At 59.3% G+C, this 15,142-nt stretch carries 16 protein-coding genes; 14 read left to right on the top strand and 2 right to left on the bottom strand.

Annotated elements, in window-relative coordinates; translation table 11 throughout:
- Positions 1 to 21: 21 nt before the first annotated feature.
- The 7 genes from OYW20_RS17785 (at position 22) to OYW20_RS17755 (ending at position 4,822) form a co-directional block, all read left to right on the top strand.
- On the top strand, positions 22 to 696 hold the full coding sequence (locus OYW20_RS17785; RefSeq protein ID WP_268797249.1) for a MotA/TolQ/ExbB proton channel family protein: 675 nt from the start codon (positions 22 to 24) through the stop codon (positions 694 to 696).
- Positions 693 to 1,124, top strand: a complete 432-nt coding sequence (locus OYW20_RS17780; RefSeq protein WP_268797248.1) for an ExbD/TolR family protein — start codon at positions 693 to 695, stop codon at positions 1,122 to 1,124. The genes OYW20_RS17785 and OYW20_RS17780 overlap by 4 nt, the downstream gene beginning before the upstream one ends.
- Positions 1,124 to 2,119: a tetraacyldisaccharide 4'-kinase gene (lpxK, locus tag OYW20_RS17775; protein ID WP_268797247.1), complete on the top strand. Its 996-nt coding sequence runs from the start codon at positions 1,124 to 1,126 to the stop codon at positions 2,117 to 2,119. Before OYW20_RS17780 ends, lpxK begins: the two co-directional genes overlap by 1 nt.
- Positions 2,120 to 2,136: 17 nt before the next feature.
- On the top strand, positions 2,137 to 2,322 hold the full coding sequence (locus tag OYW20_RS17770; RefSeq protein ID WP_268797246.1) for a Trm112 family protein: 186 nt from the start codon (positions 2,137 to 2,139) through the stop codon (positions 2,320 to 2,322).
- Complete coding sequence (gene kdsB, locus OYW20_RS17765) at positions 2,319 to 3,083, top strand: 3-deoxy-manno-octulosonate cytidylyltransferase (protein WP_268797245.1); 765 nt, start codon at positions 2,319 to 2,321, stop codon at positions 3,081 to 3,083. Before OYW20_RS17770 ends, kdsB begins: the two co-directional genes overlap by 4 nt.
- A 46-nt stretch (positions 3,084 to 3,129) precedes the next feature.
- Positions 3,130 to 4,149 carry a UDP-N-acetylmuramate dehydrogenase gene (gene murB, locus OYW20_RS17760; protein WP_268797244.1) on the top strand — a complete coding sequence of 340 codons (1,020 nt, stop codon included), beginning with the start codon at positions 3,130 to 3,132 and terminating at the stop codon, positions 4,147 to 4,149.
- Positions 4,150 to 4,225: 76 nt separating this feature from the next.
- A complete protein-coding gene (locus OYW20_RS17755) occupies positions 4,226 to 4,822 on the top strand; it encodes a nucleotidyltransferase family protein (protein WP_268797243.1) in 597 nt (198 codons plus the stop codon).
- A gap of 67 nt (positions 4,823 to 4,889) precedes the next feature.
- Here OYW20_RS17755 and rne read toward each other — a convergent pair whose 3' ends face one another.
- Positions 4,890 to 8,222: a ribonuclease E gene (rne, locus tag OYW20_RS17750; RefSeq protein WP_408005422.1), complete on the bottom strand. Its 3,333-nt coding sequence runs from the start codon at positions 8,220 to 8,222 to the stop codon at positions 4,890 to 4,892.
- Positions 8,223 to 8,936: 714 nt separating this feature from the next.
- Between rne and rluC the strand changes: the two genes are divergently transcribed.
- Genes rluC through OYW20_RS17735 form a run of 3 tightly spaced genes read left to right on the top strand, consistent with a single transcriptional unit; the run spans position 8,937 to position 11,575 of the window.
- Positions 8,937 to 9,893 (top strand): 23S rRNA pseudouridine(955/2504/2580) synthase RluC, encoded by a 957-nt coding sequence (gene rluC / locus OYW20_RS17745; RefSeq protein ID WP_268797241.1) that lies wholly within the window; start codon positions 8,937 to 8,939, stop codon positions 9,891 to 9,893.
- Positions 9,883 to 10,563, top strand: a complete 681-nt coding sequence (locus OYW20_RS17740) for an HAD-IA family hydrolase (protein ID WP_268797240.1) — start codon at positions 9,883 to 9,885, stop codon at positions 10,561 to 10,563. Before rluC ends, OYW20_RS17740 begins: the two co-directional genes overlap by 11 nt.
- Before the next feature lie 7 nt (positions 10,564 to 10,570).
- On the top strand, positions 10,571 to 11,575 hold the full coding sequence (locus tag OYW20_RS17735) for a S49 family peptidase (RefSeq protein WP_268797239.1): 1,005 nt from the start codon (positions 10,571 to 10,573) through the stop codon (positions 11,573 to 11,575).
- Between the two features lie 57 nt (positions 11,576 to 11,632).
- Here the strand turns inward: OYW20_RS17735 and OYW20_RS17730 are convergent, their stop codons facing one another.
- On the bottom strand, positions 11,633 to 12,211 hold the full coding sequence (locus OYW20_RS17730) for a Maf family protein (RefSeq protein ID WP_268797238.1): 579 nt from the start codon (positions 12,209 to 12,211) through the stop codon (positions 11,633 to 11,635).
- 106 nt (positions 12,212 to 12,317) lie between these two features.
- On the opposite strand from OYW20_RS17730, the gene OYW20_RS17725 reads away from it, so the two are divergent.
- The 4 genes from OYW20_RS17725 (at position 12,318) to fabD (ending at position 15,142) form a co-directional block, all read left to right on the top strand.
- Positions 12,318 to 12,845, top strand: a complete 528-nt coding sequence (locus tag OYW20_RS17725; RefSeq protein ID WP_268797237.1) for a YceD family protein — start codon at positions 12,318 to 12,320, stop codon at positions 12,843 to 12,845.
- Between the two features lie 13 nt (positions 12,846 to 12,858).
- Positions 12,859 to 13,041, top strand: coding sequence for a 50S ribosomal protein L32 (rpmF, locus tag OYW20_RS17720; RefSeq protein ID WP_002552688.1), 183 nt, complete (start codon positions 12,859 to 12,861; stop codon positions 13,039 to 13,041).
- A 4-nt stretch (positions 13,042 to 13,045) separates the two neighbouring features.
- Complete coding sequence (plsX, locus tag OYW20_RS17715; RefSeq protein WP_268797236.1) at positions 13,046 to 14,053, top strand: phosphate acyltransferase PlsX; 1,008 nt, start codon at positions 13,046 to 13,048, stop codon at positions 14,051 to 14,053.
- Positions 14,054 to 14,203: 150 nt separating this feature from the next.
- Positions 14,204 to 15,142, top strand: coding sequence for an ACP S-malonyltransferase (gene fabD, locus OYW20_RS17710; RefSeq protein ID WP_268797235.1), 939 nt, complete (start codon positions 14,204 to 14,206; stop codon positions 15,140 to 15,142).

Raw genomic sequence — 15,142 nt, 5'->3', positions numbered from 1 at the left:
TTTTTTCTGGGGGTGGTCGCTGTGTGGGAACTGGTCAAATCTGGTGGCTGGATGATGCTACCGATCATTCTGAGTTCCATCGCCGCCGTCGGGATCATCATCGAACGTCTGTGGACCTTGCGTGCCAGCCGTATCACGCCGCCGCATTTGCTCGGTCAGGTGTGGCGCTGGATCAAAGACAAACAGCTCAATGGCGAAAAGCTCAAGGAGCTGCGCGCCGACTCACCGCTGGGTGAGATCCTGGCTGCGGGTCTGGCCAATTCCCGTCATGGTCGCGAAATCATGAAGGAATGCATTGAAGAGGCCGCAGCCCGCGTCATTCATGATCTCGAACGTTATCTGGCGACGCTGGGCACCATCGCTGCCATGGCGCCGTTGTTGGGGTTGTTGGGCACCGTGCTGGGCATGATCGACATTTTCAGTTCGTTTACCAGCTCTGGCATGACCGGAAACGCAGGCATGCTCGCAGGCGGTATCGCCAAGGCGCTGATCTGCACCGCGTCCGGCCTGACAGTCGCTATCCCGGCGATTTTCTTCCATCGCTACCTGCAAAGCCGTGTCGATGAGCTGGTCGTTGGCATGGAGCAGGAGGCGATCAAGCTGGTTGAAGTAGTGCAGGGTGATCGCGATGTGGATCTGGTCGAAGTCAACTTGCCAGACAAGCCCGCCGGCAAGGCCGAGGGCAAGAAGAAGTGAAATTCAGACGCCGCAAACCCCGTGAGACCATCGACATCAACCTGGTGTCGCTGATCGACGTGGTGTTCATTCTGCTTCTGTTCTTCGTGGTGACGACCACGTTCACGCGTGAAACCCAGATGCGCGTGGAGCTGCCCCAGGCGGTGACCGGTGCCTCGGCGGACGATGCGGACAAAAAACATGTCGACATCACGATCAATGCCGATGGCGTGTATTCAGTGAACAACACGCTGCTGCCGGACAGCCATCTGCAAACGCTGATCGATGCGTTGCAGAAGGAGTCAGCCGGCGACACCAGCCTGCCGCTGTCAATCAGCGCCGATGGCAAGACCCCGCATCAGGCCGTCATCACTGCGATGGACGCTGCCGGCAAGCTCGGCTTCGCCCACTTGCGCATGACCACTGTCGAGGCCGCATCGGCTAACTGATGGCCCTGACTGACAGACTGCTCAACGCCTGGTACACCGGCCATCCTGCCCTCGCATTGCTTCGCCCGCTGGAATGCCTGTACCGGCGTGTCGTCGATAAAAAGCGTGCGCGGTTCGTGGCGGGTGAGGGTGATATCTATAAAGCACCGGTCCCGGTGATTGTGGTGGGCAATATCACTGTCGGCGGCACCGGGAAAACACCCCTTATTCTGTGGATGATCGAGCACTGCCGACGCCGTGGCTTGCGCGTGGGCGTTGTCAGTCGCGGCTACGGCGCCCGGCCTGCCAGCTTTCCGTGGCGCGTTACGCCGGATCAGCGCGCCGATGAGGCAGGCGATGAGCCGCTATTGATCGTGCAGCGCACCGGCGTGCCGTTGGTGATTGATCCTGACCGCGCTCAAGCCGTTCGAGCGCTGCTGGAAGCGGGGCCCCTGGACCTGATCCTTTCCGACGACGGCCTGCAGCATTACCGCCTTGCCCGTGATCTGGAGCTGGTACTGATTGACGCCGCCAGAGGCCTGGGCAATCGCCGTTGCCTGCCTGCTGGTCCTTTGCGTGAACCGGTCGAGCGGCTGCAAAGCGTTGATGCGCTGCTGTACAACGGCGCGCCTGCTGACCGGGAAGACGGCTACGGCTTCCAGCTCCAGCCTTCGGCGCTGGTCAATCTGCTGACCGGCGAGCGCCGGTCCGTCGAACATTTTGCATCGGGACAAGCCGTGCATGCGGTCGCTGGCATCGGCAACCCGCAACGTTTCTTCAGCACCCTCGAAGGACTACACTGGCGGCCTGTGCCACACCCGTTTGCCGACCATGCGGTTTACAGCGCGCAAGCCTTGGCGTTCGAACCCCTGCTGCCACTGATCATGACCGAGAAGGACGCCGTGAAATGCCGCGCCTTTGCGGGCGATGACTGGTGGTATCTGGCGGTCGACGCTGTGCCTTCCGCAGCTTTTATTCAGTGGTTCGATTCGCAGCTACTTCGTCTTTTGCCATGACTCGCTCAGGATTACCTATGGACACCAAATTGCTCGACATCCTCGCTTGCCCGATCTGCAAAGGTCCGCTCAAGCTCAGCGCTGACAAAACCGAATTGATCAGTAAAGGCGCCGGTCTGGCTTACCCCATTCGCGACGGCATTCCGGTGATGCTCGAAACCGAAGCCCGCACACTGTCCACTGACGAGCGTCTGGATAAATGACCGCAGCCTTTACCGTCGTGATCCCGGCGCGTTACGGCTCCAGCCGGTTCCCTGGCAAGCCACTCAAAACCATCGCCGGAAAACCGATGATCCAGCACGTCTGGGAGCAGGCTCGCAAGAGCAGTGCCCAGCGCGTGGTGGTCGCTACCGACGACGCGCGTATCGTCGAAGCCTGCCATGCGTTCGGCGCCGAAGTGCTGCTAACCCGTGACGACCACAACTCCGGTACTGATCGTCTGGCGGAAGTGGCCCTGCAATTGGAGCTGACTGACGACGCCATTGTGGTCAACGTACAAGGTGATGAGCCCATGATCCCGCCGTCGGTGATCGATCAGGTCGCCGATAACCTGGCAGCGCACCCCGAGGCGCGAATGTCGACGTTGGCAGAGCCCATCGACGATGTGGCGGCGTTGTTCAATCCCAACGTGGTCAAGGTGGTATCGGATATCAACGGTCTGGCGCTGACGTTCAGCCGCGCGCCGTTGCCTTGGGCGCGTGATGCGCTGGCCAAGGATCGCGATCAGTTACCTGAGGGCGTGCCGTATCGCCGTCATATCGGGATTTATGCGTACCGTGCCGGTTTCCTGCATGACTTTGTCAGCTGGGGGCCATGCGGACTGGAAAACACTGAAAACCTGGAGCAGCTGCGTGCCTTGTGGCATGGCGTGCGGATCCACGTGGCTGATGCCCTTGAAGCGCCGCCTGCCGGTGTCGACACGGCCGAGGACCTGGAGCGCGTGCGGCGTTTGCTGGAGGTTTGATGTTGATTCGTAGCTTTCGCCTGCCCTCAACGATGCAGGCTCGCCCATGACGTTGCAGGTTCGAAACGACGTCTCCCTCAAGCCCTTCAACAGCTTTGGGGTGGATGTGCGGGCGCGGCTGTTTGCGCAAGCTCACAGCGATGACGATGTGCGTGAGGCGCTGGCCTACGCGCAACAGCATGACGTGCAGTTGTTGATCATCGGCGGGGGCAGCAACCTGCTGTTGACCGGCGATATCGACGCGCTGGTCGTGCGCATGTCGACCCTCGGCATTCGCATCCTCCATGAAGACTGCACGCATGCTTTAGTCGAGGCCGAAGCTGGGGAGCCTTGGCACCCGTTCGTGCAGGACATGCTGGCGCGCGGGATTGCCGGGCTTGAAAACCTCAGCCTGATTCCGGGGACCGTTGGCGCCGCGCCCATGCAAAACATCGGCGCTTACGGGGTCGAGATCAAGGACGTCTTCCACAGCCTGACCGCGATGGATCGCGAAACCGGGCAGTTGCGCGAGTTCTCGCTGGAAGACTGCGCGTTCGGCTACCGTGACAGCGTGTTCAAGCACGATGCAGGTCGCTGGCTGATCCTGAGAGTGCGGTTTCGCTTGAGCTACAGTGCTAACCTGAAACTCGACTACGGCCCGGTCCGGCAGCGTCTGGATGAGTTGGGTATCAAACAGCCAACGCCAATGGATGTCAGCCGCGCGATCTGCGCCATCCGTAGCGAAAAACTTCCGGACCCGGCCAAGCTGGGCAATGCTGGCAGTTTCTTCAAGAACCCGTTGGTATCGGCCGAGCGGGCGGCAAGCCTGAAAATCACCCATCCGTCTCTGGTCAGTTATCCACAGGCCGACGGCCGCGCGAAACTGGCCGCAGGATGGCTGATCGAGCAGGCCGGCTGGAAGGGCTTTCGCGACGGCGATGCAGGCGTTCATCGCTTGCAGTCACTGGTGCTGGTGAACTACGGCGCAGCCAGTGGTGCTGACTTACTCAAACTGGCCCGTGCCATTCAGGCTGACATCGTCGAGAAATTCGGGGTTGAACTTGAAATGGAACCCAATCTCTACTGAGTGAGCCGGATGGGCTTACCTGGGCTGTACCCCTCAAGACCCCATCTTCCCGCATAGGCCAAAAGAGAGGTCCCAGATGCCTGAAACCCTGTGCGCCATTGTCCTTGCCGCAGGTCGGGGCAGTCGCTATCGGCTGCTAGCGGGTGCCCATCGTAATAAGCTCCTGGCACAGTGCACCGGCCGCGACGGTATTGAGCGGTGCGTGCTCGAGCATGTATTGACCCGCGTCCGGGCGGTTGTGGATAAGTGCATTGTCATCACCCGGCCTGACTCTCCCGGCGTTGCCGAGTTGGGCCTGCTGTATGGCTGCGAAGTCGTGATCCTGGAATCCCCCGGCATGGGCGACAGCATCGCCGCCGCTGTTGCTGCGCAACCTGATCACCGTGGCTGGTTGATCATGTTGGGCGATATGCCGTTCATCCATCCTGATACGTTGAAACAGGTCGTCCAGTCCATGGATGCCGATACGATCACGGTGCCTGTCTACAAAGGGGAATATGGCCATCCCGTGGCGTTCGGTCGACAGTTTGGGCCTGATTTGATGACGCTGGCAGGAGAGAAGGGTGCCAAGCGATTGTTTCAGGGAGTACGAGTCAGTGACGTAGCCGTTGATGATCCCGGTGTTTTATGGGATGTCGACGTACCTGCTGCCCTCGAATTCAAACCCACCTGAGGCCAATCTACAGACGTAAAAAAGCCCCGCCTGCTCACACAGGTGGGGCTTTTTTATTCAGCGGGGATCAAGCGAGCGGTTTAGGCTCTTTGCTGTCTTCCAACTGGGTTGCCGGGTGATGCACAACTTCGTCAGCCGATTGCACGTTCTCGTCGATAGACGGTGCCGGCGCTGATTCTGCTGCTGGTGCCGCTTCTGCTTTATGGGCAGCGCTAGCGGTCACAGGGGCGGCGTTTTCAGCCTCCTTCTGCAGACGCTCGGCTTCCAGGCGACGACGACGCACTTCACGTGGGTCGTTCGGTGCACGACCGCTGCTGCTTACCGCAGGCGCTTCTTCAACAACCGCAACCGGCTCGATCACTGCCGGTTCGGCGATGACTGGAGTGGCAACGATTTCAGGCGCCGCCAAAGTGGCCGGAGCTTCGAAGGCAGGCTCGCTGATAGCTGTTTGCGCTTTGGCGGGTTCGGCGGCAGCAGGCTCGACAGGTGCTGACTCGGCAACGACCGGCTCAACCACTGGCGTTGCAGCAACGGCAGGCTGAGTAACAGTCGCAGGTGCCTCAACTGCAGGCGCCTCAACGACTGGGGTCTCGACCTTTTTCGGCGCTTCAGCCACCACTGGCGTTTCTACTGGCGCTGGCGCTGGCGTCGGAGCCGTGTCGAACAGTTCTGCCTGAGCAGCGGCCTTAACCTGACGTTCGAACGGAGCAAGTGTCGCGTCGAAAGGCTCGACCTCAACTTCCGGTGCAATCGAAGGCCTTGCAGCCATCGCAGCAACTGGCGCTTCGACCGCAGGGACTTCCACAGCTTCGGAGGCTTTGGCAGCAGGCGCCTGGACTGACGGTTCGGCCGATGGATCGATTGCAGCAGTGGCGCGCTCGGCTTCACGATGAGCCTGCGCTTCAGCGGGTGCGCTGATCACGCTGCCTGAAGCGGCTGCGGTAACCGCCAGGCCTGCATCGACGTCTGTAGAAGCGTTTTCCTGGCCCTCTTCGGCGCCTTCGGAACCCTCGATCACATCACCGTTGGCATCACGCTGACGCTCGCGACGGTTACTGCGGCGACGCTGACCACGGGACCGACGGCGAGGACGATCGCCTTCGGCGTGCTCCTGGTTGTCATCCTGTTGCTCTTCGTTCAACAGCACTTCTTCTTCGACTTCAGCAGCGACTGGCTGCTCGGCACGAGGTTGACGCTCTTCGCGCGGTGCACGCGGCTGACGCTCTTCACGTGGCGCGCGCTCAGGGCGCTCTTCATGCAGGACGTTTACGGCAACAGCGGTCGTAACGGCAGCAGCAGCCGGAGCAGCGTCCAGTGGTTCACGCAGTTCACGGACCGGACGATCTTCGCGGGACTTGCGGTCTTCACGCGGTGCGCGCGAGTTGCGCTCTTCGCGTGGGGCACGAGCCGGGCGCTCCTCACGAGCTGTAGTAGTAACGGTTTCTTCGCGGGCTTCACGAGGCTCGCGTGCAGGACGCTCTTCACGTGGGGCACGTTCCTCACGCGGTGCACGCTCTTCGCGGGCCTCACGAGGTGCGCGTTCTTCGCGTGGTTTGCGTTCTTCATCACGACGGCCGTTACGGCTGCGGCTCTGTTGACGGCCATTGCGACGCTCTTCGTTACGCGCGGGGCGCTCAACGACTGGTTTCTCGACGACGACCGGTGCAACCGGCTCTTCCTTGGTGGCGAACAGGCTCACCAGGGATTTCACCAGACCCTTGAACAGGCTTGGCTCGTGGGCAACCGGAGCAGCAACTGGAACCGGTGCAGCAACTTCGGCTGGAACCGGAGCATTGGCGCGGGCAGGGGCTGTCTTGACGGCAGCTTCCTGACGAACCAGCGTACGAGTGGCTGCGGCTGGCGGTGCAACTTCTTCGACTTCAGCAGCGGCTGCCGCGATTTCGTAGCTGGTTTGCAGGGTGTGCGCTTCCGGGCTGTCATCACGCAGGCGCTGCACTTCGAAGTGCGGCGTCTCGAGGTGATCGTTCGGCAGAATCACGATACGGGCGCGGGTACGCAGTTCGATCTTGGTGATCGAGTTACGTTTTTCGTTGAGCAGGAATGCCGCCACCGGGATCGGCACTTGAGCGCGAACTTCGGCGGTACGGTCTTTCAGGGCTTCTTCTTCGATCAGGCGCAGGATGGCCAGCGACAGCGATTCAACGTCACGGATGATGCCGGTGCCGTTGCAACGTGGGCAGACGATGCCGCTGCTTTCGCCCAGCGATGGACGCAGACGTTGGCGGGACATTTCCAGCAGGCCGAAACGCGAGATGCGACCCACTTGAACACGGGCGCGGTCGGCTTCCAGGCTTTCGCGGACTTTCTCTTCAACGGCGCGCTGGTTTTTGGCAGGCGTCATGTCGATGAAGTCGATGACGATCAGGCCACCGATGTCGCGCAGACGTAATTGACGGGCGATTTCTTCAGCCGCCTCAAGGTTGGTCTGCAGTGCGGTTTCTTCGATGTCGCTGCCTTTTGTGGCACGCGCCGAGTTGATGTCGATGGACACCAGTGCTTCGGTCGGATCTATCACGATCGAGCCGCCGGAAGGCAGTTCAACCACACGCTGGAAGGCGGTTTCGATTTGGCTTTCGATCTGGAAACGGTTGAACAGCGGGACGCTGTCTTCGTAAAGCTTGATCTTGCTGGCGTACTGCGGCATCACCTGACGAATGAAGGTGAGTGCCTCTTCCTGTGCTTCGACGCTGTCTATCAGCACTTCGCCGATATCCTGGCGCAGGTAGTCACGGATGGCGCGGATGATGACGTTGCTTTCCTGATAGATCAGGAACGGCGCGGAGCGATCCAGCGAAGCTTCTTTAATGGCGGTCCAGAGTTGCAGGAGGTAGTCGAGATCCCACTGCATTTCTTCGCTGCTGCGGCCAAGGCCGGCGGTGCGCACGATCAGGCCCATATCCGCCGGAGCGACCAGGCCGTTCAGTGCTTCACGCAGTTCGTTGCGCTCTTCGCCTTCGATGCGACGCGAGATACCACCCGCACGCGGGTTGTTCGGCATCAGTACCAGGTAACGCCCGGCCAGGCTGATAAACGTGGTCAGGGCTGCGCCCTTGTTGCCGCGTTCTTCTTTTTCGACCTGAACGATGACTTCCTGGCCTTCGCTCAGGACGTCCTTGATGTTGACGCGGCCTTCGGTGGCTTTCTTGAAGTATTCGCGGGAAATTTCTTTCAGCGGCAGGAAGCCGTGGCGCTCAGAGCCGAAATCGACGAAAGCAGCCTCAAGGCTTGGCTCGATACGAGTGATCCGGCCTTTGTAGATGTTGGCCTTTTTCTGCTCGCGGGCCCCGGACTCGATGTCCAGGTCATATAAGCGCTGGCCGTCTACCAGCGCAACACGCAACTCTTCGGGTTGAGTTGCGTTAATCAGCATTCTTTTCATGTAGTACCGTCGGTTTCCGGGCTGCCGGAAACGGCGTTCGGCACACACGACTTCTCACGGTCGGTGTCAGGGCACGTCAAGAGTGGTTGGACACTCCAGTGTCTAGCGAGCTTCAGCCAAAGGGGCCTGACTTGCGACGACGTTTCCTGCTTGCTGTGGTGACAAATGACACCCTGTCAGCAAAAGCTTTGTCAGGAGGAGGAATCAACGATTGGCTGCGGACGATATGAAGCGTCTTGGATAAAGCCTTGCTACGCAGTCCAACGGTTGTGCGTCTCCACCCCACACGTATCCCTGATAATTCGGGTGCTGCCGCGCGCTGAATCCGCAGCGGGTTTGCATTTACCGCGATCTTCGATGGGAAGTTCGCGCGTCATGGCTCAAATAAGGCATGGTTTCCGAAACATTCGCCCGGAGGTGTCTGTAAACGACTGCACTTTGTGAACTGGCCTTGAACATGGGCCTCGATGGCGAGTGATTCACTCTGCGATCGGGCTTGTTTCAGGCCTCATGTCACCTGCGCTTGTTACGCTCACAAACTTCCGTTGTCACCGAAAGCCTCGTAGGACGGCCTCGCGCCCTCGTGAATTGCGTTGGTCACGGCCGGCTGTCATACCGTTTATCCGCTGCCCAGGCCGCTTTTGGCGGCGTTCGCGACTATAGCAGCAATCATTAAGTGCTTCAAATCCATAAAAAATTGTTATGATTTGCGCCATGACGAATATTACCCCTCCAACCCCCAGCGTCCAGCTGGTTGAGGTTGCGCCGGAGCTTGCCGGTCAACGCATCGATAATTTCCTGATCACGTACCTCAAGGGCGTTCCCAAGACCTTGATTTACCGCATATTGCGCAAGGGCGAAGTGCGGGTAAACAAAGGCCGGATCAAGCCCGAATACAAGCTTCAGGCGGGTGACATCGTGCGTGTGCCGCCTGTGCGCGTACCTGAGCGCGACGAACCGGTGCCGGTCGCTCAAGGGTTGTTGCAGCGCCTTGAAGCCGCCATCGTTTATGAAGACAAAGCGCTGATTGTGCTCAATAAGCCCGCAGGCATAGCCGTGCACGGCGGCAGCGGTCTGAGCTTTGGTGTCATCGAGGCCTTTCGTCAACTGCGCCCGGATGCCAAGGAGCTTGAACTGGTTCACCGGCTCGATCGAGACACCTCCGGCCTGCTGATGATCGCGAAGAAACGCAGCATGCTCCGCCATTTGCACGAGCAGTTGCGCGGTGATGGCGTCGACAAGCGTTACATGGCGCTGGTCCGCGGTCACTGGGCAACTGCGGTCAAGCAAGTGCGTGCGCCGCTCATGAAAAGCAATTTGCGGTCTGGCGAGCGAATGGTTGAAGTCAACGAAGAGGGTAAAGAGGCGTTGACGTTGTTCAAAGTGCTCCGTCGCTTCGGCGAGTTCGCCACCCTGGTGGAGGCGCGCCCCATCACCGGCCGAACTCACCAGATCCGCGTGCATGCGCTGCACGCAGGTCATGAGATCGCCGGCGACACAAAATATGGCGATGAGGGCTTCAGCAAAGAGATTCGTGATCTCGGCGGCAAGCGTCTTTTTCTGCACGCCTATGCGCTGACTGTCCCGATGCAGGACGGCACAGCCCTGAAAGTTGAAGCGCCTGTCGACGAGATGTGGGCCAAGGCCGTGGAGCGATTGAGTGCCTCCTGATTATGAACTGCTGATTTTTGACTGGGACGGCACGCTGGCTGATTCCATTAGCCGCATCGTCGAGGCGATGCGCGACGCTACCCTAAAGTCGAACATGCCGATGCGAGATGATCTGGCGATCAAGGGCATCATTGGCTTGGGCTTGCCTGAGGCGATTCGGACCTTGTACCCCGACATTTCTGAGTCTGATCTGGTCAGTTTCCGTCAGCGATACGCGGATGCCTACATGGCGATGGACGTCGAGCCGTCGCAGCTGTTTGAGGATGTTCGTCTGTCGCTTGAGCATTTCCGTGCCCAGGGTTATCGGATGGCTGTGGCCACGGGCAAGGCGCGTCGAGGGCTGGATCGGGTGTTGAAAGCGCATGGTTTGCAAGACTACTTCGACATTACCCGTGCCGCCGACGAGACTGCGAGCAAGCCTGATCCGTTGATGCTGCAGGAAATTCTCGCGCATTGCGGGGTTGTACCTGAAAAAGCCTTGATGATCGGCGACTCTTCGTTTGATCTATTGATGGCACGCAATGCGGGTATGGATTCGGTTGCCGTCGGCTACGGGGCGCAATCGGTGGATTCGTTGCGGGCGTTCGAGCCTCGGCTGGCGATCCATCATTTTTCTGAGTTGCGTGCCTGGCTGGGTGCGCGCAGTCCTGAATCTTCGTTGTTGGAGTGATTGGTTTATGTCGGACGAATGGAAAGCAACCACCGCGCAAGGCAATGATGAGGTGGTTGAGAGCAAGGCTGAGGCGAAAAGCTGGAAGCTGCTGGAAACAACACTGCTGGCCGGTGTTCAGGAGCAGCGCCGGTCACGTCGGTGGGGCATCTTCTTCAAATCGCTGACCTTCCTTTATCTCTTCGCAGCGCTGTTGATTTTTTCGCCGTTGATGGACTTTGGGAAAGGGGCATCACGCAAAACCAGTCACACCGCCTTGATCGATGTCCAGGGCATGATCGCCGACAAGGAGGCCGCCAGTGCCGACAATATCGTCACCGCGTTGCGCGCAGCGTTCGATGACGAGAAAACCAAAGGCGTCATTCTGCGCATCAACAGTCCTGGGGGCAGCCCGGTTCAGTCCGGCTATATCTATGATGAAATTCGCCGTCTGCGTGCGCTCAAGCCGGATATCAAAGTGTATGCGGTCATTAGTGATCTGGGTGCTTCAGGTGCTTACTACATTGCCAGTGCTGCGGACCAGATCTATGCGGACAAGGCCAGTCTGGTGGGTTCGATTGGCGTGACTGCTGCAGGTTTCGGCTTTGTCGGCACCATGGAGAAGTTGGGTGTTGATCGTCGTACGTACACCTCGGGCGAACACAAGGCGTTTCTTGATCCGTTCCAGCCGCCCAAAGCCGATGAGACTGCCTTCTGGCAGGGTGTGCTCGACACCACTCACAACCAGTTCATTGCCAGCGTCAAGGCGGGTCGTGGCGACCGCTTGAAGGATAAAGAGCATCCGGAGCTATTTTCTGGTCTGGTCTGGACTGGAGAGCAAGCTGTTGCGCTGGGTCTGGTTGACGGGCTTGGCAGTTCCAGTTCGGTTGCGCGCGACGTGATCGGCGAGAAAGATATCGTTGATTACACTGTGCAGGAGTCCCCGTTTGACCGCTTCTCGAAAAAGCTTGGGGCCAGCATGGCCGAGCGGATTGCAATGTGGGCCGGCTTTGGCGGGCCGACCTTGCGTTGATCCTGTGTTGATCGGTATCCAGCCCGGCCATTGGTCGGGTTTGTTTCTTTGAAGGGGTCAGGGCAGGTCGATGCCTTCGTCCATCAGCATGTCCACCAGCCTTATTAACGGCAGGCCGATGAGGCTGGTAGCGTCCGGGCCTTCAGTGGCGCGGAACAGGCTCACTCCCAGTCCTTCGGCCTTGAAGCTGCCAGCGCAGTCGAGCGGCTGCTCTGCTTGCAGGTAGCGCTCGATGCGTTCAACGGTGAGTTCACGCATGTGAACCGTGAAACGAACACAGTCCACCTGGCAGTGATTGGTGTCAGTGTTGAGAAGTGCCAGCCCGGTAAGGAATGACACGCTTTTGCCGCTGCTCGCCAGCAGTTGCTGTCGTGCGCTCTCGAACGTGTGGGGCTTGCCAAGTATTTGCTGGTCAAGAACGGCGACCTGGTCGGAACCGATGATCAAATGGCCAGGGAAGCGGGCTGCGAGAGCTTGAGCTTTTTCTCGGGCGAGTCGCTGGACAAGATTTGTAGCTGTCTCTGAAGGTTGCGGGCTTTCGTCGATGTCAGGTGAGGCGCAGACGAACGGCAGTCGCAGGCGTTCAAGCAGTTCGCGGCGGTAAGGCGAGCTGGAGGCAAGGAGCAAAGGCAGCATGAAGTTCTCCATAACATGAAAGTCGAGTGTAATCAGTGCCTCGCGCTACGAACAGACAGGAATTTCCTTTGACACTTACAAGGCTCGTCCCTAGAATGCTGCGCCTATGTTGAATGACCCGATTCCACCTCACCTTGACCCGCGCAAATTAGCTGATCGTGGCACTACTCTTAAGGGAGAAATGCTGCTGGCTGATTTGGAGAGACTCTGCGACCCGCTTGCTGACAATCTCGGTACAGTGCAGGCGAAATTCGTTTTTGAACGAGACGAACGTCGGACTGTGGTTATCCACAGCGCCATCGACGTCGAAGTCAAAATGGTTTGCCAGCGTTGTCTTGAGCTGGTCACCCTGCCGATCCACAGCGAATGCAGTTACATCGTGGTGAAGGAGGGTGCAAACACCCAGTCGTTGCCGAAAGGCTATGACGTGCTGGAACTCGGCGAAGATCCATTGGATCTGTTGGCACTGATCGAGGAGGAGCTTCTGCTCGCCTTGCCCATTGTGCCGCTGCATGATCCGAAAGAATGCCAGCAGCCGGCGGGCCTTGATGAGCCCGAGCCGAGCGAGGACGAGGTAACGCGGTCCAACCCGTTCAGTGTATTGGCGCAGTTAAAGCGTGACCCAAACGTTTAGGAGTTAATCAATTATGGCTGTTCAGCAGAACAAAAAATCCCGCTCTGCCCGTGATATGCGTCGTTCGCACGACGCTCTTGAGGCAAGCACCTTGTCCGTGGAAAAGACCACTGGTGAAATTCACCTGCGTCACCACGTATCGCCAGAAGGCGTATACCGTGGTCGTAAAGTGATCGACAAGGGCGCTGACGAGTAATTTCTTGTCCGCTCCGGTCATCGCGATCGACGCAATGGGCGGGGACTTCGGTCCCCGCAGCATTGTCGAGGCCAGCCTTGCCTGTCTTCTTGCAAAACCCTCGCTCCACCTGACCCTCGTCGGTCAAGCCCCCCTTATTGAACAATTGATCGCCAGCAAGCCTGACGCGGATCGTTCGCGCCTGTCCGTCGTGAATGCTGAAGAGGTCATTACCATGGATGATCGTCCGGCGCTGGCCTTGCGGGGCAAGCCGGACTCGTCGATGCGCGTTGCTCTTCAGTTGGTAAAAAGTGGTCAGGCGCAGGCTTGCGTCAGTGCGGGTAATACCGGTGCGCTGATGGCTTTGTCTCGTTTTGTTCTCAAGACGCTGCCAGGCATTGATCGTCCTGCGATGGTCGCTGCCATGCCGACGCAGCGTGGCTATTGTCACTTGCTGGACCTGGGCGCGAATGTCGATTGCAGTGCGCAGCATCTGTATCAGTTCGCGGTGATGGGATCAGTGGCCGCAGAGGCGCTGGGCGTAGTTCGGCCCCGGGTTGCACTCCTCAATGTGGGTACTGAGGACATCAAGGGCAATCAGCAGGTGAAGCTCGCCGCCGCTTTGTTGCAGACTGCGCCGGGCCTCAACTATGTGGGGTTCATTGAGGGCGATGGGCTGTACCGGGGTGAGGCGGACGTGGTGGTATGTGACGGTTTTGTCGGCAATATCCTTCTCAAATCCAGTGAAGGCCTGGCAACGATGATTGGTGAGCGCATCGAAACCCTGTTTAGCGCAAATTTTCTGTCCAGAGCTGTTGGGGCATTGGCGATGCCGATGCTTAGGCGCTTGAAGGACGACCTTGCGCCAGCCAGGCACAATGGCGCGAGCTTTCTCGGGTTGCAGGGCATCGTGGTCAAGAGCCATGGTTCTGCAGGTGTGCAAGGCTTTCAAAGCGCAATCGCACGGGCGCTCATCGAGATTCAGGAGAACCTGCCAGAGCGCCTCAGCGGACGTCTGGAGAAGCTTCTGTAGGCCGGGAGGCCTGGCCTGGTCAGGGCTTGCGCTAAAATGTGACGCCAGTGACTGGCTGGTCATCCAAATGACCAACTGTTTCGCATAGACTTTCTCGCGCGCGGCGAAGCCGGGCGTTTATTTCGACGACACTCATCAGGGGCTTGTTTAATGTCTGCATCCCTCGCATTCGTCTTTCCCGGTCAGGGCTCGCAGTCACTCGGCATGCTGGCCGAGCTTGGCGCTCAGTACCCATTGATCCAGGAGACGTTCCAAGAAGCCTCCGATGCCTTGGGTTACGACCTCTGGGCGCTGACCCAGCAGGGGCCCGAAGCTCTGCTCAACGAAACGGATAAAACCCAGCCGGCAATCCTCACCGCATCCGTCGCGCTCTGGCGGGTATGGCTGGCCGAAGGCGGTGCGCTGCCTGCCTTCGTTGCGGGTCACAGTCTTGGCGAGTACAGCGCTTTGGTCGCCGCTGGCAGTTTGTCGCTGGCCGACGCAGTAAAGCTGGTGGAGCGTCGTGGTCAGTTGATGCAAGAAGCAGTGCCAGCAGGGCAGGGCGGTATGGCTGCCATTCTCGGGCTGGAAGATGCCGATGTCATCGCAGCCTGTGCCGAAGCAGCTCAGGGCGCCGTTGTCAGTGCGGTTAACTTCAACTCGCCCGGCCAGGTCGTCATTGCGGGTGCAAAGGCAGCGGTTGATCGCGCCATCGAGCTGTGCAAGGCCAAAGGCGCCAAGCGCGCGTTGCCGTTGCCGGTGAGCGTGCCCTCGCATTGCGAGCTCATGCGTCCGGCAGCCGAACGCTTCGCCGACTCGGTCGCCGCTATCGATTGGCAAGCTCCGAAAATTGCCTTGGTTCAGAACGTCAGCGCAAGCGTGGTTGCCGATCTCGACACGCTCAAGACTGATTTGCTGCAACAACTCTACAAACCTGTGCGCTGGGTTGAATCGATCCAGGCGCTGGCGGCCAACGGTGCGTTGCAACTGGTCGAATGCGGGCCGGGCAAAGTACTGGCCGGCCTTAACAAGCGCTGCGCCGATGGCGTGACGACTTACAACCTCAATACCCCCGACGCCTTCGCCGCCACCCGCGCGGCATTGGCCTGA

The organism is Pseudomonas sp. BSw22131 (assembly GCF_026810445.1).
GTDB lineage: Bacteria > Pseudomonadota > Gammaproteobacteria > Pseudomonadales > Pseudomonadaceae > Aquipseudomonas > Aquipseudomonas huanghezhanensis.
Note: the sequence above shows the minus strand (reverse complement) of the source record. Positions and strands in the feature narration are given on the sequence as shown.